Annotated in this window: 20 protein-coding genes, 1 tRNA gene and 1 rRNA gene; 19 read left to right on the forward strand and 3 right to left on the reverse strand. The window is 58.7% G+C overall.

What is annotated here, in order from left to right:
• Positions 1–108: 108 nt before the first annotated feature.
• The 18 genes from rrf to HMPREF2528_RS03700 all read left to right on the forward strand — a co-directional run bounded on the left by rrf (position 109) and on the right by HMPREF2528_RS03700 (position 17,721).
• Positions 109–225: ribosomal RNA gene (gene rrf / locus HMPREF2528_RS03615) — 5S ribosomal RNA — on the forward strand.
• Between the two features lie 321 nt (positions 226–546).
• Positions 547–1,290: a DUF6891 domain-containing protein gene (locus tag HMPREF2528_RS03620; protein WP_012904151.1), complete on the forward strand. Its 744-nt coding sequence runs from the start codon at positions 547–549 to the stop codon at positions 1,288–1,290.
• A gap of 425 nt (positions 1,291–1,715) precedes the next feature.
• Positions 1,716–2,594, forward strand: a complete 879-nt coding sequence (locus HMPREF2528_RS03625) for a DsbA family protein (RefSeq protein ID WP_070508003.1) — start codon at positions 1,716–1,718, stop codon at positions 2,592–2,594.
• A 231-nt stretch (positions 2,595–2,825) separates the two neighbouring features.
• Positions 2,826–2,899 (forward strand) — tRNA-Thr (locus HMPREF2528_RS03630).
• Positions 2,900–3,024: 125 nt separating this feature from the next.
• Positions 3,025–5,223, forward strand: coding sequence for an acyltransferase family protein (locus HMPREF2528_RS03635; protein ID WP_070508001.1), 2,199 nt, complete (start codon positions 3,025–3,027; stop codon positions 5,221–5,223).
• Positions 5,224–5,362: 139 nt separating this feature from the next.
• Positions 5,363–6,193 carry an ABC transporter ATP-binding protein gene (locus tag HMPREF2528_RS03640; RefSeq protein ID WP_049340521.1) on the forward strand — a complete coding sequence of 277 codons (831 nt, stop codon included), beginning with the start codon at positions 5,363–5,365 and terminating at the stop codon, positions 6,191–6,193.
• Positions 6,194–6,351: 158 nt separating this feature from the next.
• The gene (locus HMPREF2528_RS03645; protein WP_070507999.1) at positions 6,352–7,164 is read left to right on the forward strand and encodes an SGNH/GDSL hydrolase family protein; all 813 of its coding nucleotides are present in this window, start codon (positions 6,352–6,354) and stop codon (positions 7,162–7,164) included.
• Between the two features lie 835 nt (positions 7,165–7,999).
• Positions 8,000–8,236: a 50S ribosomal protein L28 gene (gene rpmB, locus HMPREF2528_RS03650; protein WP_004005966.1), complete on the forward strand. Its 237-nt coding sequence runs from the start codon at positions 8,000–8,002 to the stop codon at positions 8,234–8,236.
• 3 nt (positions 8,237–8,239) lie between these two features.
• Positions 8,240–8,410, forward strand: coding sequence for a 50S ribosomal protein L33 (rpmG, locus tag HMPREF2528_RS03655; RefSeq protein ID WP_004005967.1), 171 nt, complete (start codon positions 8,240–8,242; stop codon positions 8,408–8,410).
• Positions 8,411–8,412: 2 nt separating this feature from the next.
• Positions 8,413–8,718 (forward strand): 30S ribosomal protein S14, encoded by a 306-nt coding sequence (gene rpsN, locus HMPREF2528_RS03660; RefSeq protein WP_005506731.1) that lies wholly within the window; start codon positions 8,413–8,415, stop codon positions 8,716–8,718.
• 92 nt (positions 8,719–8,810) lie between these two features.
• Complete coding sequence (locus HMPREF2528_RS03665) at positions 8,811–9,098, forward strand: HU family DNA-binding protein (RefSeq protein ID WP_005506733.1); 288 nt, start codon at positions 8,811–8,813, stop codon at positions 9,096–9,098.
• 522 nt (positions 9,099–9,620) lie between these two features.
• Positions 9,621–10,478 carry a hypothetical protein gene (locus HMPREF2528_RS03670; RefSeq protein ID WP_049361985.1) on the forward strand — a complete coding sequence of 286 codons (858 nt, stop codon included), beginning with the start codon at positions 9,621–9,623 and terminating at the stop codon, positions 10,476–10,478.
• A 213-nt stretch (positions 10,479–10,691) separates the two neighbouring features.
• Entirely contained in the window at positions 10,692–11,408 is a 717-nt protein-coding gene (locus HMPREF2528_RS03675; protein WP_044150774.1) for a hypothetical protein, read from the forward strand.
• 288 nt (positions 11,409–11,696) lie between these two features.
• Positions 11,697–12,419 (forward strand): transcriptional regulator, encoded by a 723-nt coding sequence (locus tag HMPREF2528_RS03680; RefSeq protein ID WP_239669162.1) that lies wholly within the window; start codon positions 11,697–11,699, stop codon positions 12,417–12,419.
• Between the two features lie 277 nt (positions 12,420–12,696).
• A complete protein-coding gene (locus tag HMPREF2528_RS03685; protein WP_070542490.1) occupies positions 12,697–13,449 on the forward strand; it encodes a preprotein translocase subunit SecD in 753 nt (250 codons plus the stop codon).
• Between the two features lie 324 nt (positions 13,450–13,773).
• Positions 13,774–14,487 carry a preprotein translocase subunit SecD gene (locus tag HMPREF2528_RS03690; protein ID WP_070542492.1) on the forward strand — a complete coding sequence of 238 codons (714 nt, stop codon included), beginning with the start codon at positions 13,774–13,776 and terminating at the stop codon, positions 14,485–14,487.
• 499 nt (positions 14,488–14,986) lie between these two features.
• Entirely contained in the window at positions 14,987–15,433 is a 447-nt protein-coding gene (locus HMPREF2528_RS03695) for a hypothetical protein (protein ID WP_049334034.1), read from the forward strand.
• A gap of 317 nt (positions 15,434–15,750) precedes the next feature.
• Entirely contained in the window at positions 15,751–17,721 is a 1,971-nt protein-coding gene (locus HMPREF2528_RS03700) for an NHL domain-containing thioredoxin family protein (protein WP_070542496.1), read from the forward strand.
• A gap of 391 nt (positions 17,722–18,112) precedes the next feature.
• On the opposite strand, the gene HMPREF2528_RS03705 is transcribed toward HMPREF2528_RS03700, so the two are convergent.
• Positions 18,113–19,090, reverse strand: a complete 978-nt coding sequence (locus HMPREF2528_RS03705; RefSeq protein ID WP_070542499.1) for a hypothetical protein — start codon at positions 19,088–19,090, stop codon at positions 18,113–18,115.
• 63 nt (positions 19,091–19,153) lie between these two features.
• Between HMPREF2528_RS03705 and HMPREF2528_RS03710 the strand changes: the two genes are divergently transcribed.
• The gene (locus HMPREF2528_RS03710; protein WP_049340542.1) at positions 19,154–19,855 is read left to right on the forward strand and encodes a hypothetical protein; all 702 of its coding nucleotides are present in this window, start codon (positions 19,154–19,156) and stop codon (positions 19,853–19,855) included.
• Between the two features lie 140 nt (positions 19,856–19,995).
• Here the strand turns inward: HMPREF2528_RS03710 and HMPREF2528_RS03715 are convergent, their stop codons facing one another.
• Together HMPREF2528_RS03715 and HMPREF2528_RS03720 are read right to left on the reverse strand one after the other, a co-directional pair.
• Positions 19,996–20,661 carry a class I SAM-dependent methyltransferase gene (locus HMPREF2528_RS03715; RefSeq protein WP_070507977.1) on the reverse strand — a complete coding sequence of 222 codons (666 nt, stop codon included), beginning with the start codon at positions 20,659–20,661 and terminating at the stop codon, positions 19,996–19,998.
• A 187-nt stretch (positions 20,662–20,848) separates the two neighbouring features.
• Positions 20,849–21,961 carry a MauE/DoxX family redox-associated membrane protein gene (locus HMPREF2528_RS03720; RefSeq protein WP_070542503.1) on the reverse strand — a complete coding sequence of 371 codons (1,113 nt, stop codon included), beginning with the start codon at positions 21,959–21,961 and terminating at the stop codon, positions 20,849–20,851.
• Positions 21,962–22,085: the final 124 nt, after the last annotated feature.

Raw genomic sequence — 22,085 nt, forward strand, 5'->3', positions numbered from 1 at the left:
TGTTGTTTGCGTTCACTGTATGGTTTTTGGATAATAACCCTGGGCTTCCTTCGGGAAGTTGAGGCTTTTTATTCGGAAATTTTGAATAACGAAGTTATTCGCTAGATTTTCCGTGGTTATAGCAAGAGGGAAACGCCTGGTTCCATTCCGAACCCAGAAGCTAAGACTCTTCGCGCCGATGGTACTGCACTTTTGTGGGTGTGGGAGAGTAGGTCGCCGCGGGTTTTTTATTCAAGAGGGGAAGACCTTATAGGTCTTCCCCTCTTTTTGTGTACCCAAAAACTCTTAGAATGAAAACTCCTGGACGAAAGAAACCTAACTCATCAGAGATGCAGAGGTTTAGAGACTCAGCTGAGAAGCAGAGGAACAGGGGACGCAACCTAGACAGCCTGCCAGCCTTGATGCAGGGGCGACGAGATGGGGAGTTCACAGATCCGCCTGAATGACGAAGCAGAGGGCACGGTGGAGAAACTCTTGGTACCTTAACAACAAGAGCAATCCACATCTCTACCCGAGCGAATAGAGAACACGCAAAGGAGCATCATCATGGCTGATGAGAAGAGCATCTACGAACGCTGGAGCGAAGAACGCCTCGACCCGCCCTTCCCCAAAGAATGGGGGCTGGATGAAGAAGACGAAGCCGAGTTGCTCTGGCCCATCTGGCCCCTGCTGTTCATGGGTGAATCTGATACTGAGCAGTACGTAGAAACCATTACCGATTATGTGATGGACGTACTCGGTCTGGAATACGATGGGGAGAACGAAGACAGCAAGCTCTGGGAGAAGCGCGTAGAGGACTACGTGGAAGAGCTCATCAAGCGTCGTCGTGCCTTTGCTGCTGAGCTGGGCATTACCCCCGAAATGCAGAAGAACTCCAACCTCAACCGTGCCTTCGCAGCGCTGGAAGAAGAAGGAGTCATTGCACGACAGAACTTCACCTGCTGCGGTACCTGCGCATCCGCAGAAATCTGGGACGAAATGGATGATAGCCGTGAATGGAAGGGATACATCTACTTCCATGAGCAGGACACTGAAAGCCTCGCTGAGAGCGGCGGAACCTACATCGGTTTCGGTTCCTTCCTCGCTTACCCCAGGGACGAAGAAAAATGGAATACCCTGAGCGATGCGCAGAAGGAAGAGATTAGGGCCCTTCACGAGAAGCTCTCCGCACAGTTGCTGCGAGAGACGGTTATTCCCGTACTGGAGAAGCACGGCCTGAGCGTGAAGTGGAATGGTAACTACAACACCCGCCCCTTCATTGGGGGAGTGGAAGTCTACAACATTCCCTAACGGCTGGGGAGCTGAACCGGGTGGGTGCCTCGGCGTAGCTTGTGGCAGGGGAGGAACCTCCCAGAGCTACGAAAGTTTACGAGGAAAATAAGCTGAGAGCGTGAGAATAGACATCACAGTATCTCAGTCAGAGTATTAACTAGCCGATAAGGCACCCATTCGGTAGGCTAGACGGGTAGCGCGGTACATCCACACTAGAGAAAAGACAGAACCTATCCACATGATAGGAACTGCTCGACATACCTTTCAGTTGCTATACGTAGCAGGAAGCTGAGCTTTAGAACGCCCGGCAGAGATCAGAAGGCGCCGAGCTCAGACGAGCACTGGCACTCTGAACCTCTGCCCTGATGGGTGCGTACTCCATAAGGAGTAGGCTAGAAGAAGTGGACGAACCGCCACCCATATTCCCAACCAAAGGAGCAGGCATGTCGACCGACGCCCGCGAAAAAGCCCGCCAGATTGCGGCCCAGCAGGCCAAGAAGAGCCCCAGCCAGGCAAGCCGCCGCTGGCTCCAGTTCGGCGTACTCGCCGTGGTCCTCATCATCGTAGGTATCATCGGCTTCGTCGTAGTCAACGGCAACAAGAACACCAAGGTAGCAGAAAGCGGCCCGGTGCCCTCCAGCGCCAACGAATACGGTGGCATTGTGCTGACCAAGGACGGCATCGTCCAGAACTCCTCCACCCAGGAGACCCGCGACTTCAAGCAGCTCGCAACCTCGACCTCCTCCGTGACCCCCATGGTCAACGGAACCGCAGCAGCAGTCAACACCCTGCCCCCGGGCGTGCAGACCGCTGAAGAGGCATCCAAGAACGGCCAGCCCGTACGCGTGACCATCTTCCAGGACTACAACTGCGTGCACTGTGCAGAGTTTGAGAAGAAGTACGGTGAGGAAATCCAGAAGCTCGTCGAAGACGGCACCATCACCCTGGAAATCCGTAACCTGACCTTCCTGGACCGTTCCTCGCCCACCGCATACTCCGCACGTAACGCGGCAGCAGCATACTCCGTGGCAAACCAGGTCAGCACCCACGACTTCCTGAACTACCAGCGTGAGATCTTCACCCACCAGGGCAGCGGCGACATGAACAACCAGCAGATCGCCGACATTGCTTCGAAGTACCACGCCTCCATCGGCTCCGATATGAACGATGGCAAGTGGCGCCCCTTCGTGGACGTGGTCAACGCTGAATCCGCAAAGAACGGTATTAAGGGTACCCCCACCGTCTTCGTTGATGGTGACCAGTACACCAGCAACGACTTCAGCACCTTCCTGAAGGAAAAGATCGAAGCTAAGAAGAAGTAACCGCTTCGATACAGGAAAACCCGGTAACCTCCACGCGAGGCTACCGGGTTTTTCCATACACGGTGATGAGTACGAGGGGTGGGTGAGCAGCATACAGAGGTGGTGCTCATAAGGGGTAAAACGAAGGAAACGAACATACTATCACCCCATAATTTAGAAGTATTCTCAACCAAACCCTAAAAGAACAACTAAGCAGACTCAACCAAGAGAATAAGGTACACTGGACAGGTTGCCTCCTTAGCTCAGTTGGCCAGAGCATCTGTCTTGTAAACAGAGGGTCACCGGTTCGAATCCGGTAGGGGGCTCAGAAAAATCCTGGTTCGCACCAGCCTCATAGCAGAGGTGCGGATCAGGATTTTATTGTACGAGTGTCCTGTAGTGTCTAAGGGACCCGCACTAGCACATCGACATCCATCCTGAGGAACCGAGAATGTCTGAAACCTCCGGAACCCCGCAGGCTCCCGCCTCGCAGGGAACCTACACCACCGCCCCGCGCAGCATCAAAGCACGCGAAGCCAGCGACTACCCCCTCGAAGAGTTCATCGAATCGCGAGGATTCCGCCCCGAAATCCAGGGCCTGCGCGCCTTCGCCGTGCTCCTCGTGGTGCTTTACCATGTCTGGGTCGGCAAAGTCTCCGGCGGCGTGGACGTCTTCCTCTTCATCTCCGCCTTCCTGCTCTCGCTCTCCTTCATGCGCAAGATCAACGAAGGCAAACCCCTCAATCTCTTCAGCTACTGGATGCACGTCTTCCAGCGACTGCTACCCGTAGCCACCGTGGTTATCGCGGGTACCACCATTGCGTCCTTCTTCGTGCTCGCGCCCAGTCGCTGGTCGCAAACCGTAACCGACGCAAGGAGCTCCCTGTTCTACTTCCAGAACTGGAACCTCGCGTTCAGCTCCGTAGACTACTACGCCCAAAACGCCTCCGTGAAGTCACCCTTCCAGCACTTCTGGTCGCTCTCCATCCAGGGACAGATCTTCATCATCTGGCCCCTGCTCTTCGCCGCAGTAGCCTACGTCGTGCACCGATTCCGCGGGAACCTCTTCACCACCGCGGTATTCATCTTCAACACGGTGTTCGTCGCATCCCTGACCTTCTCCATCGTCGAAACCGACACCAACCAGGGATTCGCCTACTTCGACACCCGCACCCGCCTGTGGGAATTTGCCATCGGCACCCTGCTGGCAATGCTCACCCTCAAGTGGAAGGCACCCGAAAAGGCTCGAGTGGTTATGGGCTGGGTCGGTATCATCGGTCTGGTCACCTGTGGCGCAATCCTGCCCGTTGAACGAGCATTCCCCGGCTACCTGGCGCTCTGGCCCGTGATCTCCGGTGCGCTCGTCATCATGGCAGGCCGCACCAACAGCCGCTGGGGCATCGATCGACTGCTGGTCTCCGCACCCCTGCAGAACCTCGGCAACATCTCCTACGCCCTGTACCTGGTGCACTGGCCCATCCTCATCCTCTACAGCAGCGCCGTCGGTACCTCCCGCGTGAACTTCATCGAAGGTGCTGTCATCATCCTTACCTCCATCGGCCTGGCATGGTTGCTCATCCGCTTCGTCGAGAAGCCGCTGCGCTACCGCAAGGACCCCTTCGTACCCTGGCTCATGATGAAGATGCGCTTCAAGACCATCTTCTCGGTCAAGACCTGGGCAGACCAGCTCGCCTTCATCCTCGCGATCTTCCTGGTCGCAGGTGTACCCCTGGTAGCCGCACAGGCATGGGTAGGCTACCGCAACACCCAGTCCGAGCAGAACGCCGAACTGCAGGTACAGACCGCCAGCGAAAACTACCCCGGCGCCCGCGCTATCGGCGGCGCCCAGCAGGGACTCATTGACAACCCCATCCCCTCCGGTGGTGACGTCAAAACCCAGTTCGACGGACTGAGCGACCCCTGCGTTGGCAGCTTCGCGCCCTCCGACCCGGCACTCGCCAAGTACTGCAGCCTGCAGAAGTACGGACCCGAGGACGCACCGCTGACCATGGTCATCGGTAACTCCCACGCCGAACAGGCGCTGAGCATCTTCAAGCCCATCGCAGAACAGACCAAAACCAACCTGCAGACCTACCTGCTCGGTGGCTGCCAGTACCCGGTCCGCGCCGTCAACGCCAGCAACGAATGCTCGGAATTCAACACCAAGATGACCGAGGAAATTCTCAAGCGTAAGCCGCAGACCGTGGTGCTCATCGCCACCGTTGCCCAGGCACGCTCGAACGACGAACGAGTCGACCCGAGCCTCGATGAGACGGTCCGCCGCCTCACCGAAGCAGGAGTCCAGGTCATTGGCCTGCGCGATAACCCGCGCTTCGAGTACAACATCTACGAATGCGCTCAGAAGGCCGGCGCCGACAAGAGCTCCTGCGCACGACCCGCAAGCGACAAGTACGCCGCAGAAAACCCTGCAAAGGAAATCTTCGACAAGTACCGCAACCAGGGTGCCGTCATGGTGGACCTGAAGGACGTGTACTGCCCGGACGGCATGTGCAGCCCCGTGGTTGGAAACATCTACGTCTACATCGATGACAACCATGTCTCCAAGACCTACAGCCGCACCATGGCTCAGGAAGTCTTCCAGCGTGCAGCGGAAGGCGGCTGGCTCGTCAACGGAAAAGTGAACTTCTAAAGTTCGCCGATATAGCGGATCCCCCGTGCTGTTCTACAGAAGTGTGAACGGTTCGGGGGATTCGCTATATTCTGACCCGAAATTAGGATAGGCTAAGTTAGGAGGCTCCCGGGAAAAGCCTTAGAGAAGAAAGGACGCCATGAAAGAAATCACCGAACGCACCCTCAAAGTAGAGAACGTCAGCCTCGGCTACGGCGAAACCACCATCGTCAAAGACCTCTCCCTCGAATTCCCGAAGGGCAAAGTTACCGCCATCATCGGCCCCAACGGCTGCGGTAAATCCACCCTGCTACGCGGTGTCTCCCGACTACTCAAGCCGCTCAACGGCGACTTCACCCTCGACGGCAAACCCACCCACGAATACTCCATGAAGGGCTTCGCCCGCATGGTTGGGCTCATGCCCCAGCATCCCATCGCCCCCGAAGGAATTACCGTAGCCGACCTCGTCTCCCGAGGACGCTACCCCTACCAGGGACTCTTCAAACGCAATAGCGCCGAAGATGATGAGGCGGTCGCCTGGGCACTAGAAGCCACCGACACCATGTCCCTCGCCGAACGACAGGTCACCGAACTCTCTGGCGGCCAACGTCAGCGCGTCTGGATTGCCATGGCGCTCGCCCAAGAAACCGACATCCTACTGCTGGACGAGCCGACCACGTACCTCGACCTGGCACACCAGGTGGAGCTACTCGACCTACTCTCGGACCTCAACGAGCAACGCGGCACCACCATGATCATGGTGCTGCACGAGTTGAACCTCGCCGCCCGAGTCGCCGATTACCTCGTCGCGATGAAGGACGGCTCCATCGTCGCTCAAGGCGAAGCACACGACGTGCTCACCCGTGAGAACCTGCACACCATTTTCGGTCTGAAAGCAGAGGTCGCCGATCCGTTTAACGACGGCAGCGTCGTGGTTGTTCCGCATCCCCGGAGTGCGTCCACCGTTGCCGGTTCAGCTGTCGCATCCTAAGAAACCCCCGCTCATATCTGATGAAGCGCCCATAACAGTGGGATACTGGAAAGTAGGACGCACCGAAAGCTAAGCGAAGAAGCCGGTACACCGCGCGGGTGTGCCGGCTTCTTCCACAGAAGGGTCATTCTCTATAGAGGCCCGGAAAGAAGAACACAATGACGACCCCGCTCCTAGACTCCAACGGCAAGCTCAACGGTGAATCAGTACGCTACGTGGCAATCGGCGACTCCTTCACCGAAGGTGTGGGCGACGTTGACCGCCGCCGCCCTAACAGCCTGCGCGGCTGGGCAGACCGCGTTGCCGAAGGCATCGGTGCAGTAGACCCGCAGGCGCAGTACGCAAACCTTGCTATCCGCGGCCGCCTGCTCGGTCCCATCCTGGATGAACAGCTGCCTCGAGCCCTGGACCTCTGCCCCAATATCGTTACCTTCTACGGCGGCGGTAACGATATCATGCGCCCCAACGTTGATATCGATCAGCTCATGACCCGCGTCGACGAAGCCTTCGCAGCCATGCGCGCCCAGGACATCACGATTCTGACCGTTACGGGCTTGGATGTGCAGGGTCAGGGCCCCTTCGCCCGCACCCGCGGCCGCACCGCCACCTACAACGAGCTACTGCGCGGTATCGCCGAGGATCACGGCGTGCACATTATCGACTACTGGCGCTGGACTGACTTCCTCGATTGGCGTCTGTGGGCTGACGACCGCCTGCACATGAACGACCTCGGCCACGAACGCTTCGCATCCCGCGTGCTGGCACAGCTCGGCCTGCCCGGCGTGGTGACCGAATCGGTACTGCCCCCGGAGGTGCAGCTGACTGCTCGCGAGAAGATCGAGCAGGAGGCGCGCTGGGTTCGCGAGTTCGCCCTGCCGTGGATTGGTCGCCGCCTGAAGGGTACGAGCTCCGGTGACGGCGTGAGCCCCAAGTACCCGGAGTGGGTGCCCGCGGCAAGCCTGAATAATTAGGCTGAAGAACTAGGCTCGCGGGGGCTCACGATACGGCGTAGAACCCTAGCTAGAACTGTATCGGTAGGGGAGTGCTCTGCGCCGTATCTGCCCCATACTTGTGTCGTATCTACACCGTAACGGAGCGGGGCAAAGCGGCCGTATCCGCACCGCGACGAGCCCTTAAACTGCCCTTTAAAACCGGGGCGGAAGCGTTAAAACGAGAGTTAAAAGCTCTTTAAGCGCGTGTTTAAGTCTGTTTAACAGCCCTGCGCACACCGTCAGAAGCGGTGACGCGGGGCTGTTTTCGGCTTAAATCCGGCTTAAGCTGTTAATCTCACAACATGAATTTCAACGGTGTAATTTATCCCCGGTCACATAGAGAACGCCCGTTCTTAAATCAGTGCATTAACGCCTGACTAGGGGCGTTAAAGAATTCCTTAAAAACATCTGGACTTGCAAAAACATCCATTTTTGGTAGAATAGGTAGGTATGTTTGCCGCCCGACGGCAGGCGTGCATCCGCGAATCGCGTGCCTCGCTTAAACGAGGCGCAATCGGCTCAGAACACCGAGATTCCGCGGATTTTTAAGGCAAAATCCGGCGTGCAGGCTTGCACGAACCCCCGTATTTACCTAGAATTTAACGCTGTTCGTAGTGGTGGAAACGCCTCTCGACACTAATAAGCTTCACCGTTTTTCCCGCGGCGGGGATCGATGCGTGGCCTCTCACCCACGTGACGATCTCAAACACTCTAGCCCGGCGAATAACCCGGTGCTTCTACATTGGTGGCGGGACGCTCACGAGTAACATCGACTGCGTACCGTCATAAAAGTCAATCAATAAAGGAGTGAAACATGGCAGCAGTCTGCCAGGTGACCGGAGCTGTTCCCGGCTTTGGACACAGCATTTCGCACTCGCATCGCCGCAACAAGCGTCGATTCGACCCGAACGTTCAGAAGAAGACCTACTGGGTTCCTTCGCTGCGTCGTAAGGTAACCCTGAACGTGTCCGCTAAGGGCATCAAGGTTATCGATGCTCGTGGCATCGATGCCGTTGTTGCAGAAATCATCGCACGCGGGGAGAAGATCTAGTAAATGGCATCCAAGGCTAAGGACCTCCGTCCTATCATCAAGCTCAAGTCCACTGCTGGCACCGGTTACACCTACGTGACCCGTAAGAACCGCCGCAACAACCCCGACCGTATGGTGCTGAAGAAGTACGACCCCGTCGTTCGCAAGCACGTTGACTTCCGAGAGGAGCGCTAAGAATGGCTAAGAAGTCCAAGATCGCTCGCAACGAGCAGCGCAAGGTCATCGTCGCTCGCTACAACGAGAAGCGTATCGCGCTGAAGAAGACCCTGATCGACGAGAACGCTACCCCCGAGGAGCGCGAAGCAGCACGCGTGGCACTGCAGAAGCTGCCCCGCAACGCTTCCCCCGTTCGCGTGCGTAACCGCGACCAGATCGACGGCCGCCCCCGCGGTACCTTCCAGAAGTTCGGTATCTCCCGCGTGCGTTTCCGCGAAATGGCACACCGCGGCGAGCTGCCCGGTATCACCAAGTCCAGCTGGTAAATCTGGTATTTTAGTTCCTAAACGGTTTTCCGTCGTCACCGACGGTCACTCGCTTTAGACTCAAACCTTAAGTCTCTGGAAGGGGCACCCTAATGGCTAAGAACCGTACCGAACTCGTTGCAGAGGTTGCAGAGAAGTCTGGCAAGAGCCAGGCAACTGTAAACGCAGTCCTCGACGCAGTGTTCCAGGTTTTCGAGTCTTCCGTCTCCAAGGGCGAGAAGATCACCATCCCCGGTTGGATGGCAATCGAGCGCACCGACCGTGCAGCTCGTACCGGCCGTAACCCGCAGACCGGCGAAACCATCCAGATTCCCGCCGGTCACGGCGTGAAGCTGACCGCAGGCTCCAAGCTGAAGGCAGCAGTCGCTAAGAAGAAGTAATTCTTGAGACTTTGAATCTGCTAAAAGACCCCCACCAATATGGTGGGGGTCTTTTAGTATGCCCAGATGTTCTCTTGCTGATAGGGCATGGGTTGCTGGGGGAGGCAGAGCGGCTGGAGGGCTGGGAGGGTGCGCGCGGCGGGGAGCGTGCACAAGGTGGGTCTTCAAGACCCTAACCCTTAACTCGAGCATAAGATACAGAAAGTAGCTCGGTTTCACAGGGGAAGCTATGATGGGCTACAGAAAAATAAAGAAAATTTATACATTTAAGCAGAAAGCTATGCATAAGCTGAGCGAAAATCCGCGACTATGAAACCCCACTGGGAAAAATACTTATACATTGCCGTCCGGACACAGCTTAAACACAGCAAACTAAAGCTCAATCTTAGACTCACACCCTAAGCTGGAATCACCGGATAAGGAAAAGCCACACACCATACAAGCGGCTCAACCCCCAACCGGAAAAACAACCATACAAACCCCGGACGACCGACCCTCCGGGACTCACAAGGAGAACCCCTCATGGCACGCCACGCTCAGCGTACTTCCGCGCAGCCCACCAACCACCGCCTCCGCACCGGCGCGGCAGCACTGTCCCTGGCAGCAATCGCAGCACTCGGCCTGAGCGCCTGCGGTACACAGAACACCTCCAACCCGGCACCCACCGCCACCGCGACCGCTAAGGCATCCTCCACCGCCGACGCAGCAGTCAACGCGGGCAACGGCAAGGTCACCGTCAAGGCAAGCGACGCAGCCTCCCCGAGCGCCACCGCAAGCAGCTCCCAGGGCACCGTCACCGTCACCGAAAACGGTGTGACCGTCAGCGGTGCTGATGGTACCGGGGTCACCGCAGACGCCAACGGTAATGTGACCGTCAACGGCGCGAACGGAACCGGCGTGACCGCCGATGTTAGCGGCAACGCAACCGTCAATGGCAGCTCGGCATCGAACAACTCGGGCTCCTCCGCAAAGGTCGACGAAAAGGCCGGTGAAACCACCGCCAAGAACGGCTCCAACGGCGCAGGTAACAGCTCCGGTAACGGCACCGTGACCGTCGACAGCGGAACCGTCAGCGCAGCCAACGGCTACACCCTCATCGAAATCAAGACCGACGGCGGCTGGTCCTACCACGCCCCCAACGGCGACATCATCGAGGTACGAGCTGACGGCTCCTGGGAGCGCGTTGGCGATGGAGGCGTCGTTGAGGTTGATGCTGACGGCTCCTGGGAACAGACCGGCGAGAACGGCGTAATCGAGGTAGAAGCTAACGGCACCTGGGAACAGACCGGCGGCAAAGGCGCGGTTAAGGTACCCAGCGTCCCCCTCAAGCCCGCCGGTGCTGTCGCTAACCCCGTCAAGCCCGTCACTCCCCGCCGCTAAGAAGCTGACTGACGAACCGGGCGAAAACGTGGGCTATGCCACCCGCTAGAATGCGGATAAACACCCATGCACCCGGATAAACAGACCCAAACTCGATAGAATTAACGCGGTTGGTTAAACCGATAATCGTTATGGGAACCCACACGGATCCCGCGCACGACGCGAATACGTCGCCAACTAGCCGCACCATACTAACAACCACAAGGAGAAACAATGGCTATCGCCCCCGCAATGAAGAAGACCACCGCGGTTCTGTCCATCGCTTTCGCAGGCGCACTGGGCCTGAGCGCATGTGGCTCCCAGTCCTCTTCCACCACCACTACCGCGACTGCATCCGCATCCGCTTCGGCAACTGCGTCCGCAAGCGCATCGGCTAAGGCATCCTCTGCGGCAACCACCTCTGCAGCTTCCGCTTCCGCTACTGCAGATGTGAAGGTTGACAAGGACGGCAACGTCACCGTCAAGGCTAACGACGGTGCGGGCAACTCCGCAGACGTGAAGGTCGGCGCAGACGGCAAGGCTTCCGTTGACGCTAAGGATTCCGAGGGCAACTCCTCCAAGGTAGAGTCCGACGAAAAGGGCACCAAGGCTGAGTCCAAGGACTCCGAGGGTAACTCCTCCTCCGCAACCGTAGAGGGCGACGTCGTTGTCTCTGAGGACGGCGGCTGGACCATTCAGGGTGACGAAGGTCAGGTAGCTGTACAGGCTGACGGTTCCTGGAGCCGCCAGGACGCAAACGGCCAGGTCGCAGTCAAGGCTGATGGCTCCTGGAGCATCCAGGCTAACAGCGGCCTGCAGGCAACCGTGGACGCATCCGGTGAAGTAACCTCCATCGTTGGCGGCGAGAAGGCAGACCTGAAGGCTCCGAAGGTTCCCGCAAAGCCCGCACAGGCTAAGGTCGCCCCCGTCAAGCCCGCACAGCCCAAGTAAGCTGTAAAGAGCTAACAGCGGCTTGTGGCGCTCGTAGAGCGTGACAGTCCGTGACTTATGAAGACGCCCCGTGCGCATCCGATAGTGATGCGTGCGGGGCCGTTTTGCGTCTTCAAGTTGCGCTGAACTCCTAGGGAAAATAGGAAGCTTCGCATAACTGTTGTTAGGATTAGGGAGGCGCTCAGAATCTAGCTCTCACTCAACTCTCACTCAACAAACAACCACACTATAGGTCTCCCCGGCATAGCACGGGGATCTACCAGAAAAGAGAACACAGTGAAGAAAACTATGGCTGTTCTGTCCCTGAGCCTCGCCGCAACCTTCGGTCTTGCCGCGTGCAGCTCCAACGCCAAGGCACCCGCCGAAAGCCAGAGTGCATCCGCGAGCGCGTCCGCTTCGGCAAGCGCGTCTGCCTCCTCCAGCGCGTCCGCAACTGCAACCACCTCGGCAGCTACCTCAGCATCCACTTCGGCAAGTGCATCTGCTTCTGCACACGCAAATAGCTCGAGCTCCTCCGCTAAGGCATCCGAAAGCCAGAAGAGTGGACTGTCGGGTGCTTCCTCCATGCCCACGGACCCCACCGATAGCAACTACGGTCCGCAGCTATACGCGCATTACAAGGAAGCCGTCGAAGAGGCTAAGAAAGACCGCTCCGCCAAGAAGACTACGAACACTGAAGGCAACGTGTACACTGCCCCTGACGGAAGCATCGCTGTTGTCGAAGCTAAGAACGGTAGCTACATCAGCATTGAGAAAGACGGTAGCTGGGTACGTGTGACCCCTGAAGGTGAGGTTGCCGCCGTGACTGATAAGGGCGGCTGGGTTGCCGTCAAGCCTAACGGTGAAGTAATTAGCGTTGATGAGAACGGTGCGGCTTCCATTATGAACGTTAAGACCTCGGAGGTTTCGGGCGACTACCAGTCCCTGGAGCTGCCCAAGCCCCCGGCTCCTGTGGGAGACCTGCCTGCCCCGAAGAATCCCGTTAAGCCGACCAGCCTGGCTACGAACTAAACGTATCCACTACATAGCTGGTGACTAGCTAGACCCGTTCGCCCCGTGCGCATCCGAGCGTGATGCGTGCGGGGCGTTTTTGCGTCTTCAAGCCGCGCTGAGAAGACCAGTAGAGCTGAGATGACCCGTAAGCGGGGGAGGGGGCACCGCACCATCTCAGGGAGCTTTCAGGTCGCGGTGCTAGCATGGTGGCGTACACCGGGCATACCGGAGTACAGGTCAACCACACTACGCACTGCGCCGCCGCAGAGCGGCGCATACAGAAAAGAGAAATTCAGTGAAGAAGTCAATTGCTGTTCTGTCCCTGACCATTGCCGGTGCCCTCGGCCTCGCAGCCTGCGGCGGCAACTCCGGCGCCAACTCCAACTCCTCCGCATCGGCAAGCGCGTCCGCTTCTGCAACCGCTTCCGCAACTGCCTCGGCACCCGCAAGCACCTCCGCAGCAGCAACCAGCAAGAGCACCGCCTCCGCAGCAGCTGAAACCACCAAGGCAGAAACCAAGACCACCCAGGGCACCATCAGCGCCCCCAGCGGTCTGCCCAGCGAAGCAACCGAAGCACTCAAGAAGGGCCAGGAATCCGCCGATCAGGCAGCCTCCGCAGGCTACACCGCCAGCAAGAAAGCCCTGGAGCAGCTCAAGGAGCAGTCCGGCGTGAAGAAGGTGCAGACCAGCGATGGCACCGTCTACTACAACGATGAATTCGCTGCCTTCGAATCCAAGGACGGCGCTATTGTCAGCATCCAGAATAACGGTGTGTGGACCAGCATCGACGCCAACGGTACGACCATCGTCGTGAGCAATGACGGCTCCTGGATTAAGACCAACCCCAAGGAGAACCTCTACACCGTCGTCAAGGCAGACGGTACCGCCTCCGTACTGAACACCAAGACCTTCGAACAGGCAACCGATGTCTCCACCATCGAGGTCCCGAAGGCCCCGGCCCGCATCGACGGCTTCAACGGCACCGCTAAGACCCCGGTCAAGCCCACCAAGATTGCTGACCTCTCCGAGGTCGCAGGCGCCAAGTAATGCAGACGCCAAATAAAAACTAGCCCCTGCCCTCTGCCCCCGGGCCGAACAGCCCGACAGAACAGGGGCACCAGCGCCCCGCACGTATCCGACCGTGATGCGTGCGGGGCGCTTTGCGTCTTCAAGCTGAGCTGGGAAGACCCGTAGAGCTGAGAAGACCAGCGAAAGTAGCGGGGGAGGGGGGGGGAGCACCGCACCATCTCAGGGAGCTTCCAGGCCGCGGTGCTAGCATGAGGGCATACACCGGGGAGGTACCCGAGCACAGGTCAACCACATTACGCACTGCGCCGTTGCAGAGCGGCGCATGCAGAAAGAGAAAATACAGTGAAGAAGTCTATTGCTGTTCTGTCCCTGACCATTGCCGGTGCCCTCGGCCTTGCAGCTTGCAGCGGTAATTCCGGCACCAACTCCGGCACCAACTCCTCTGCATCGGCTAGCGCGTCCGCTTCCGCAACTGCCTCGGCCCCTGCAAGCACCTCCGCAGCCGCTGAAACCACCAAGGCAGAAACCAAGACCACCCAGGGCACCATCAGCGCCCCCAGCGGTCTGCCCAGCGAAGCAACCGAAGCACTTAAGAAGAGCGAGGACTCCAACCAGCAGGAAACCTCCGCATTCTACAGCGCCGTCAAGGAATCCCTGAACGAGTTCAAGAACGAGTCCGATGTAAAGAAGGTACAGACCAGCGACGGCACCGTCTACTACAACTATGAAGTCGCTGTCTTCGAAACAAAGGACGGCGCTATTGTCATCATCAAGAATACCGGTGCGTGGAGTAGATTTGACTCCAACGGCGGAACCATCGTCGTGGAAGAGGACGGCTCCTGGATTAAGACCAACCCCGAGGACAACCTCTACACCGCCGTCAAAGCAGACGGCGCCGCTGCCGTGCTGAACACTAAGACCTTAGAGCAGACAACCGACCTCTCCACCATCGAGATCCCGAAGGCACCTGCCCGTATCGACGGCTTCCGCGGCACCGCTAAGACCCCGGCCAAGCCCACCAAGGTTGGTAACTTCTCTGAGATTACAGGCCTCTAGTAAAAAATAGCTCCTGCCCCGGGCCGAACAGCCTGACAGAACAGGGCCACCAGCGCCCCGTGCGCATCCGACCGTGGTGATGCGTGCGGGGTGCTTTCGCGTTCAGAAGGAGGGGGCTCAGGCTCTTCCCAGACAGCGGTGCTAGGATGTGGGCATGCCCGAAGCTGGGCATTACCAACCACATCCATACACAGCGTTGTGATGATGTCGCGACGCATGACGGAAAGAGAAATCCGCCGTGAAGAAGTCTATTGCTGTACTGTCTCTCAGCGTGGCAAGCCTGCTCGGTCTAGCCGCCTGCGCCCCCTCCATAAAAGCGCCCGTAGCCTCCGGAAGGTCCGCATCGGCAAGCGCCTCCGCTTCACCCTCTGCCTCGCCCTCTGCACGTAGCGAGAGCTCATCTAGCCCCTCATCTAAACCTACTTCGAGCGCTTCTGGCAGGGCAACCGCTAGCAGCGACGCAACGCAGGGAGCATCCTCAGCGGTAGGGGCTGACGAGATGCAGTACAAGGCCAGGAAACACTACGAAACGTACTACCAAAAAATTGCCGAGGCTGAGAAGGACCCCGCCGTTGTGAAGGGCGAAAACGCCGATGGTAAGACCTACATCTTAGAAAAAGACAAGCTTGCTATGGTCGTGGGGAAGAACAATGAATACATCATCTTCCACCAGCATGACGGGAACTGGAGCCGTCTGAGGCCTAACGGTGAGCTAGAACTAACGTACTCCGATGGGGCCTGGGTCAGGGTAATGCCGGACGGTGAACGTATCGCAGTCAAGGCGAGCGGTAACACCAACATTGCCTACCATCAGGGCGATGTATCCGAGGACATCATTACCTCGCTGAAAACCCCCGAAGTCCCCGCCCAAGTGGAAGGTTTCGCGAGCGTCCCCCAAAAACCTGTAAAGCCGAAGAAGCTTGGCACGGTTGTGGGCACGAAGTAAAAAGCCTCGAGCGTCTCGGTCCGTGCGCATCCGTTTTGGATGTGCACGGACCGATTTTTAATATCTGCCTGCGCGTCTCTACCTGAGACGGGGTTACTCCTTTGGGACAAGCTGCACGCGGTCGCTTGCAAACTCGAGACCGAGTCTCTGAAGAGCCGCACAACTCTCAACAACAGGGAATATGACTTAATATGACGGGTCGTTAAGCCCTCAAGTCACAAAGCTCAACTCCCAGCGAACCACCCACCCCACGCTGGCATAATGGGGACAGCAAACCAACGCGCCCACACGCGGCGCACCCAACAGGAGAGAAAACCATGAGCGAGAACACCACCCGCAGCGTACGCGTACGCGCCAGCGAACTTGAAGGCCGAGCCTGGCTCAACACCGGCGATAAGAACCTGACCCTGCAGGACCTGCGCGGCAAAATCGTTATTCTCGACTTCTGGACCCTCTGCTGCATCAACTGCCTGCACGTCCTCGACGAACTACGCCCCCTCGAAGAAGAATTCTCCGACGTACTCGTCACCGTCGGCGTACACAGCCCCAAATTCGAACACGAAGCAGACCCCGTAGCGCTCGCCGCAGCCGTCGACCGCTACCACATCACCCACCCCGTACTCGACGACCCCGAACTGACCACCTGGCAGGCATACACCGCCCGCGCATGGCCCACCCTCGTCGTCGTCGACCCCGAAGGCTACATCGTCGCCCACCTCTCCGGTGAAGGCCACGTACAGGGCCTCACCTCCCTCGTACGCGAACTCGTCGCAGAACACGAAGCGAAGGGCACCCTGCACCGCGGCGACGGCCCCTACGTGCCCCGCCCCAAGGCAGCAGGCACCTACGCCTTCCCCGGCAAAGCCATCGAACTGCCCGCCGAATTCGGCCCCGCAAACCTCTTCGGCAACCGCGAACGCACCTACCTCGTCGCAGACAGCGCACGCCACCGCATCCTGCAGGTAGCAGCCGACCTCAACACCGTCATCAACACCTACGGCGGCGGCGACGACCCCGTGAACCACCCCGTCAAGGGCCACGTCGACGGCACCGGCACCGAAGCACGCTTCAACGAACCCGCCGGCCTCGCCCTCGTACCCGAAAACCTGCGCGAACAGCTCGGCTACGACGTGCTGGTAGCCGACACCGTCAACCACCGCCTGCGCTCCCTCAACCTGAGCACCGGCGAAGTACGCACCCTCGCAGGCAACGGCGTGCAGCGCGTCATCGACGGCGACAACGCCGTCACCGGCGACCCCAACCACATCCCCGCAGGTGTACCCGCCACCGAAATTGCGCTCTCCTCGCCCTGGGACGCGGTCTACTCCCGCGAAGCCGGCCAGTTCATCATCGCCATGGCAGGCACCCACCAGCTCTTCGGCTACGAACCCGTCACCGGCACCGTCAGCATCTTCGCAGGCTCTGGCGTCGAAGGCCTCGCCGACGGCCCCGCCGCCGACGCATGGTTCGCCCAGCCCTCCGGCATCATCGAAGCACGCGACGGCAGCCTCTGGGTCGCATGCTCCGAAACCAGCGGCCTGCGCCACGTCACCTTCACCGAGGACGGCGTACAGGTCACCTCCGCCGTTGGCAAGGGCCTGTTCGACTTCGGCTTCGTCGACGGCGACTCCGACACCGCCCGCATGCAGCACCCCCTCGGCCTGACCGAACTGCCCGACGGATCCATCGCAGTCGCCGACACCTACAACGGCGCCATCCGCCGCTGGGACCCTGCAACCGGCACCCTCGGCACCCTCGAACGCGGCCTCGACGAACCCTCCGACCTGCTCGTCGAAGAAGTACCCGGCGAAGAACCGCGCCTCATCATCGTCGAAACCAACGCCCACCAGCTCGTACGCGCCTCCATCCCCGCCAAGGCACAGCACGTCGACGAAGGCGCCATCACCACCGCACGCCCCTCCACCAAGCTCACCGGCGGCACCCTCGAATTCACCTCACGATTCACCGTGCCCACCGGCCAGAAGCTCGACACCCGCTGGGGCGACCCCACCCAGCTGAAGATCTCATCCACCCCCGAGAACTTCATCCTGGAAGGCGCCGGCACCTCCACCGGACTGACCCGCACCCTCGTACTCAACCCCGAAATCACCGAGGCAGTCCTGCACATCACCGCTCGCGCCGCCGCCTGCGACGGCACCCCCGACGGTGACATCCCCGAGCACGCAGCATGCCACCTCTACCAGCAGGACTGGGGTATTCCCGTCGTCGTGACCGGTGACGAAGCAGACGAAAGCGAACTCGTCCTGGACCTTCGCGGTATCAACTAGGGATCTATAAAAGAATCAAGGGTCAGTATTATCCTCGCTCCTACAGGGGCACCCGTCCTCGCTTCGCTCGGACACCCTGATGTCGCTACGGATAATACTGACCCTTTTCTGCTGTGCCGCCCTGATACCGCTACGGATAGCGCCGGTTCCCTTTGTACTTTTAGGATTGTGGGACGCGAAAGGGCCGGGTCATCCTCGCTCCTACAGGGGCACCCGTCCTCGTTTCGCTCGGGCACCCTGATGTCGCTACGGATAACACCGGCCCTTTCTCAGCCCATATAAGCCACGAGCCAGTATGCTCTTCCGCTCCTACAGGGAACCCGCCCTCGCTTCGCTCAGGCACCCTGATGTCGCGTTCAGAGCATACTGGCTCTCGCGCAGCTCAGCGGCTTTAGAAGGAGACTCGGACCGCCTTCGCATCCGCCTCCACCGACGCCTTCAACGTAAACGGAATCTCCTTCTGCACCTGCGAACGCGCACCCGTAAACAAATCCAACTGAGTAAACGACACCTTCGCCGTACCCGACATCGGCTTCAACGACCACACACCTGCCGAACTCACACTCACCTGCGGATCCGCAACCTTCACCACCGACCACTTCACCTCAGAATCCACACGACCCGTAAACGCATACTCAAAAGGGCACCCACCAGGATAAAGAGTGCTCTGCTGCGTACACTTCTTCAAATGATCCTGCACCTGCTCCTTCACCGACGACAACGCATTATCACTCGGCTTCAACTCCATACGCACCGCATGATTCGCATCCTGCGCAGTCACCACCTCATTCACCTTCTGCGCCGTATAAACCGTCGAATCATACGACACCGCATACACACCCGGATAAAACACCGGGAACGACGCCGCACCCTCATCCACCGCAACCTTACGGTTATTAATCGTCGCAGCCTCCACACCCTGAATATTCACCTTCACCGACGGTAAAGACGTCTCATCAATAGCCCACTTATCAAAAAAGCCCCAATGAGTACCCGCACGATGCAAACGAAAATCCGTATGCTGCTGCGAACCCTCCAACGTATAGGACGCACGCACCGTCGCATGCTCACCATCGGCGCTAGTCTCCACCACCTCATACGACACCTCACCCAACGAAGACACCGAACGCCTCAAAGCATCCCCATCCAGCAGCGACGCGTCACCCTCAGGGATCTGCGCACCCAACAGGCCACGCGCATACGAACCATTACCCGTACGCAACGCATGAAAATACTCCCGCACCTGACCAGTCGGACCATACACCAGCTTATTCGTCATAACCAGCGCCGCAGCAGCCACAGACACCGCCACCACAACACCGACCATCCACATTGCCAGGACCCGCTCCACGGGAGAAAAATTACGCATAGAACCAGGGTAACGCAGGTAGTCCGCTAGGTTTCACGCACCGCACACACTAAAGTTGTGTATATGGCAGAACGCGCTCACGAAGTCCCCGCCAAATACGGCGAAGTCAACGAACTATTCCACCCCCGCATGCGATCCTACGGCAGGCGCATCGAAGCGGCACTCCCCGGCACCATTGTGCTCCTCGCCGCGCTCGCCTTCGTCTTCTACAAGCGACCGGCCCTGCCGTACACCATCTTTGTGCTTCTTATCGGCGCCATCGCCGGTGTCAACCTCTACTCAGTTCTCAAACCCACCATTATCGTCATCACCAAAACCCACGTGCTCCGCGCACGCACCTTCGGCTGGTTCGCCGTACCCCTCGAAAACATCGACCACACCATCTACGCCGAAAAGCTCTACCCCAAAAAAGCCTACGGCCAGAAACTCAAAACCGTCGCCGGTCGCCTACGCTACCGCAGCTTCCCCGCCATGTGGGCCGTCGACAAAGACGGCAAACAGCTCATGCGCATCGACGGCCGCGTCTGGGACGGCAAAACCATGCGAGAAGTCTCCTCCAAACTCTCCCCCCAGACCACCATCTACAAGCAGATCAACGTGGTCAACATGGACAAAGAACACAAGGGACTCATCACCTTCAACGAACTGCACCCCGGCTGGCGCTCCAGCCTCATGACCGCGCTCGCCGTCATCATCGTGGCAATCCTCTTCGCCGCATCCTTCCTGCCCGAAGAAATCGCCCGCAACATCTACATGATCCACTAGAACAACCATTCTTTAAAGTTCTTATGGACGCGCTTCTTCCGGACACACAAATGGCCCGGCGCCCACCCCACACAGGGGAGGCGCCGGGCCATTTGTATGCCTAGCTAAATGCGCTTAGCGCGCTCGTTTCAGATGCGAGCCTAGCTCGCCGGGCGCGACAGAACCGCCACCAAAAATTCCGAAGAGCCCTCCACAAACGGGTGCATCTGCCATGAAGAGTAGGTGTTATCCACGTTCAGGCCAACCTCGCGGGCATCAGCGAGGAACTGCTCAAACGCATAATCACGGCCAGGACCCGAACCATAACCCACGACAGCGCGGCCACCCGGCGCCAACACGCGACGGAAATTCTCCACCACCGGCTTACGAGTCGAACGAGCCAAGAAACCCATCACATTACCCGCACACACCAGCAGCTCAAAACCATTCTCCGCCGTAGCGTCACCCTCAATGCCCAGCACCTCCGGCAAATCCACCAAATCAGCAGTAATCCACGTAGCCTCCGGGCAGACGCGGCGCGCCTCCTCAATCAGCTCAGGATCAATATCAACACCCGTCACACGGTGACCCAACGCGTGCAGCTGCTTACCCACACGACCAGGGCCAGAACCCGCATCAAGAATCTTCGCGCCACGAGACGCCAACGCATTCACTAGGCGAGACTCACCGGCCATATCATTACCCTCAGCCTCCATCGCCTTAAAACGGTCAATGTACCACTGTGAGTGATTCGGGTTGCTTTCCTTGCGGATCAGCCACAGGGACTTCTCACGCTCACCCGGAGCGTTGAAACTCATCATTGCCATAAAAACTCCTTTGATAGGGTTGAGGACGCGCCAGCCGCCACCCGGCGAGGTGACCGCGGCGTATAAGCGGTGTGTGCGCTACGTACTAGCATAGCCCCACCCGGCGTCTGCCGGTAAGGGCAGTAAGAGCCGGACGGGGCTACGGGAGGGGAACGGACGCTACAGAGGCTAAACGATAGGGACGCGTTTAGAGGTGGTCGCCCTCAGTATTCGACGTGCCCTCAGCAATCGCCTTACGCATCTGCTCCTGACGCTCCTCCTCAGCCAGACGAGCCGCCTCAGCGAACTGCGCCTCAATATCGGTCAGCAACGCCTCAACCTCCTCCTTACCAGCCACCGGACCGCCAGCAATCAGACCATCAGCACCCAAAACCACCGCCAACGGCACACCATTACCGAAATTCGCGCGCGCACCAGCATCACGGTCAATCAGCGGAGTTAACCCTTCAGGCAACGTACCCGCATTACGCGAGGTCTGCAACGACTCCAGGCTCGAATACACCGGATGCAACGCCACCTGCGGCAGACGCTCCTGCCACGAAGACATCGTCTTCAAAAACTTCACACAACCAGCACACGTCGCCGACACAAACACCAGCATACGCGCCTGATTCTTAGCCAACGCACGCAAATTCGTGTGACGACCATTCTCCAGGTACAGCGCCGCATGAGGAATCGGCATACGAACATACAGCTCCTCGCCGTTCTCGTCATACACCGGCTCCGGCAAAATCACCTCAGCCTGCGGCTCCGGCTGCGCAAGAGCATCACCGCGGCGAACAGCCTCCAACGTCACAGCAATCAGCGCCGCACCAAAAACCCAAGTCCAGCCGCTATTACCCAGACCCAGCAGAGTCGACACAACACCCGTGCCGCCCCTCAACGCGCTCGCATGCGCGCCAGCCGCCGCCAACAGCAACGCAACATTACGGACCAGCGTGTAACGGCTCACCGGCGCATTCGACTCAGAACCAAAACAATTACAACCCGCAGTACGACCCGTCGCCAGTGCGCGCGCAATCACCACCGTATAGAACAGCATCAGAATCAACGCCAAACCCGAAGCAATCACAACAGGCAAACGCACCGGCGACAGCAGCAGAACGGCGGCCAGGGCAATCTCGAACCACGGCAAAATCAGCGACACCGCACGGGTCGGCGCGATCTTCTCCAAACCAAGATTCTGAATACCGGTCACGGTACTCTGCGGGTCCTTCGCCTTAGCAATACCGCTAATCAGCAAAGTCAACGCAACAAGTGCCGTACACAAAACAAGCGGCACAGTAGAGACGGTGAGCATAAAACTCCTAGAGTGAGTGTGCGAAAACAGGAGGCGGCAGTGGCAGTTTTTAGGCAGAACAAACCGTGCGACGTGCCGCCGTGTTATACACGATTTTACGCCCTGCACAGGGGGAAATGTCTCT

Origin of the sequence: Rothia sp. HMSC078H08 (assembly GCF_001808955.1) — a bacterium.
Taxonomy (GTDB): domain Bacteria; phylum Actinomycetota; class Actinomycetes; order Actinomycetales; family Micrococcaceae; genus Rothia.

Coding starts and splice junctions, on each gene's coding strand:
- HMPREF2528_RS03705 (WP_070542499.1), bottom strand. CDS start 19,090: ATGCGTAATTTTTCTCCCGTGGAGCGGGTCCTGGCAATGTGGATGGTC.
- HMPREF2528_RS03675 (WP_044150774.1), top strand. CDS start 10,692: ATGGCTATCGCCCCCGCAATGAAGAAGACCACCGCGGTTCTGTCCATC.
- rpmG (WP_004005967.1), top strand. CDS start 8,240: ATGGCATCCAAGGCTAAGGACCTCCGTCCTATCATCAAGCTCAAGTCC.
- HMPREF2528_RS03640 (WP_049340521.1), top strand. CDS start 5,363: ATGAAAGAAATCACCGAACGCACCCTCAAAGTAGAGAACGTCAGCCTC.
- HMPREF2528_RS03670 (WP_049361985.1), top strand. CDS start 9,621: ATGGCACGCCACGCTCAGCGTACTTCCGCGCAGCCCACCAACCACCGC.
- HMPREF2528_RS03695 (WP_049334034.1), top strand. CDS start 14,987: ATGCAGTACAAGGCCAGGAAACACTACGAAACGTACTACCAAAAAATT.
- HMPREF2528_RS03645 (WP_070507999.1), top strand. CDS start 6,352: ATGACGACCCCGCTCCTAGACTCCAACGGCAAGCTCAACGGTGAATCA.
- rpsN (WP_005506731.1), top strand. CDS start 8,413: ATGGCTAAGAAGTCCAAGATCGCTCGCAACGAGCAGCGCAAGGTCATC.
- rpmB (WP_004005966.1), top strand. CDS start 8,000: ATGGCAGCAGTCTGCCAGGTGACCGGAGCTGTTCCCGGCTTTGGACAC.
- HMPREF2528_RS03720 (WP_070542503.1), bottom strand. CDS start 21,961: ATGCTCACCGTCTCTACTGTGCCGCTTGTTTTGTGTACGGCACTTGTT.
- HMPREF2528_RS03710 (WP_049340542.1), top strand. CDS start 19,154: ATGGCAGAACGCGCTCACGAAGTCCCCGCCAAATACGGCGAAGTCAAC.
- HMPREF2528_RS03680 (WP_239669162.1), top strand. CDS start 11,697: ATGGCTGTTCTGTCCCTGAGCCTCGCCGCAACCTTCGGTCTTGCCGCG.
- HMPREF2528_RS03700 (WP_070542496.1), top strand. CDS start 15,751: ATGAGCGAGAACACCACCCGCAGCGTACGCGTACGCGCCAGCGAACTT.
- HMPREF2528_RS03620 (WP_012904151.1), top strand. CDS start 547: ATGGCTGATGAGAAGAGCATCTACGAACGCTGGAGCGAAGAACGCCTC.
- HMPREF2528_RS03625 (WP_070508003.1), top strand. CDS start 1,716: ATGTCGACCGACGCCCGCGAAAAAGCCCGCCAGATTGCGGCCCAGCAG.
- HMPREF2528_RS03715 (WP_070507977.1), bottom strand. CDS start 20,661: ATGGCAATGATGAGTTTCAACGCTCCGGGTGAGCGTGAGAAGTCCCTG.
- HMPREF2528_RS03635 (WP_070508001.1), top strand. CDS start 3,025: ATGTCTGAAACCTCCGGAACCCCGCAGGCTCCCGCCTCGCAGGGAACC.
- HMPREF2528_RS03665 (WP_005506733.1), top strand. CDS start 8,811: ATGGCTAAGAACCGTACCGAACTCGTTGCAGAGGTTGCAGAGAAGTCT.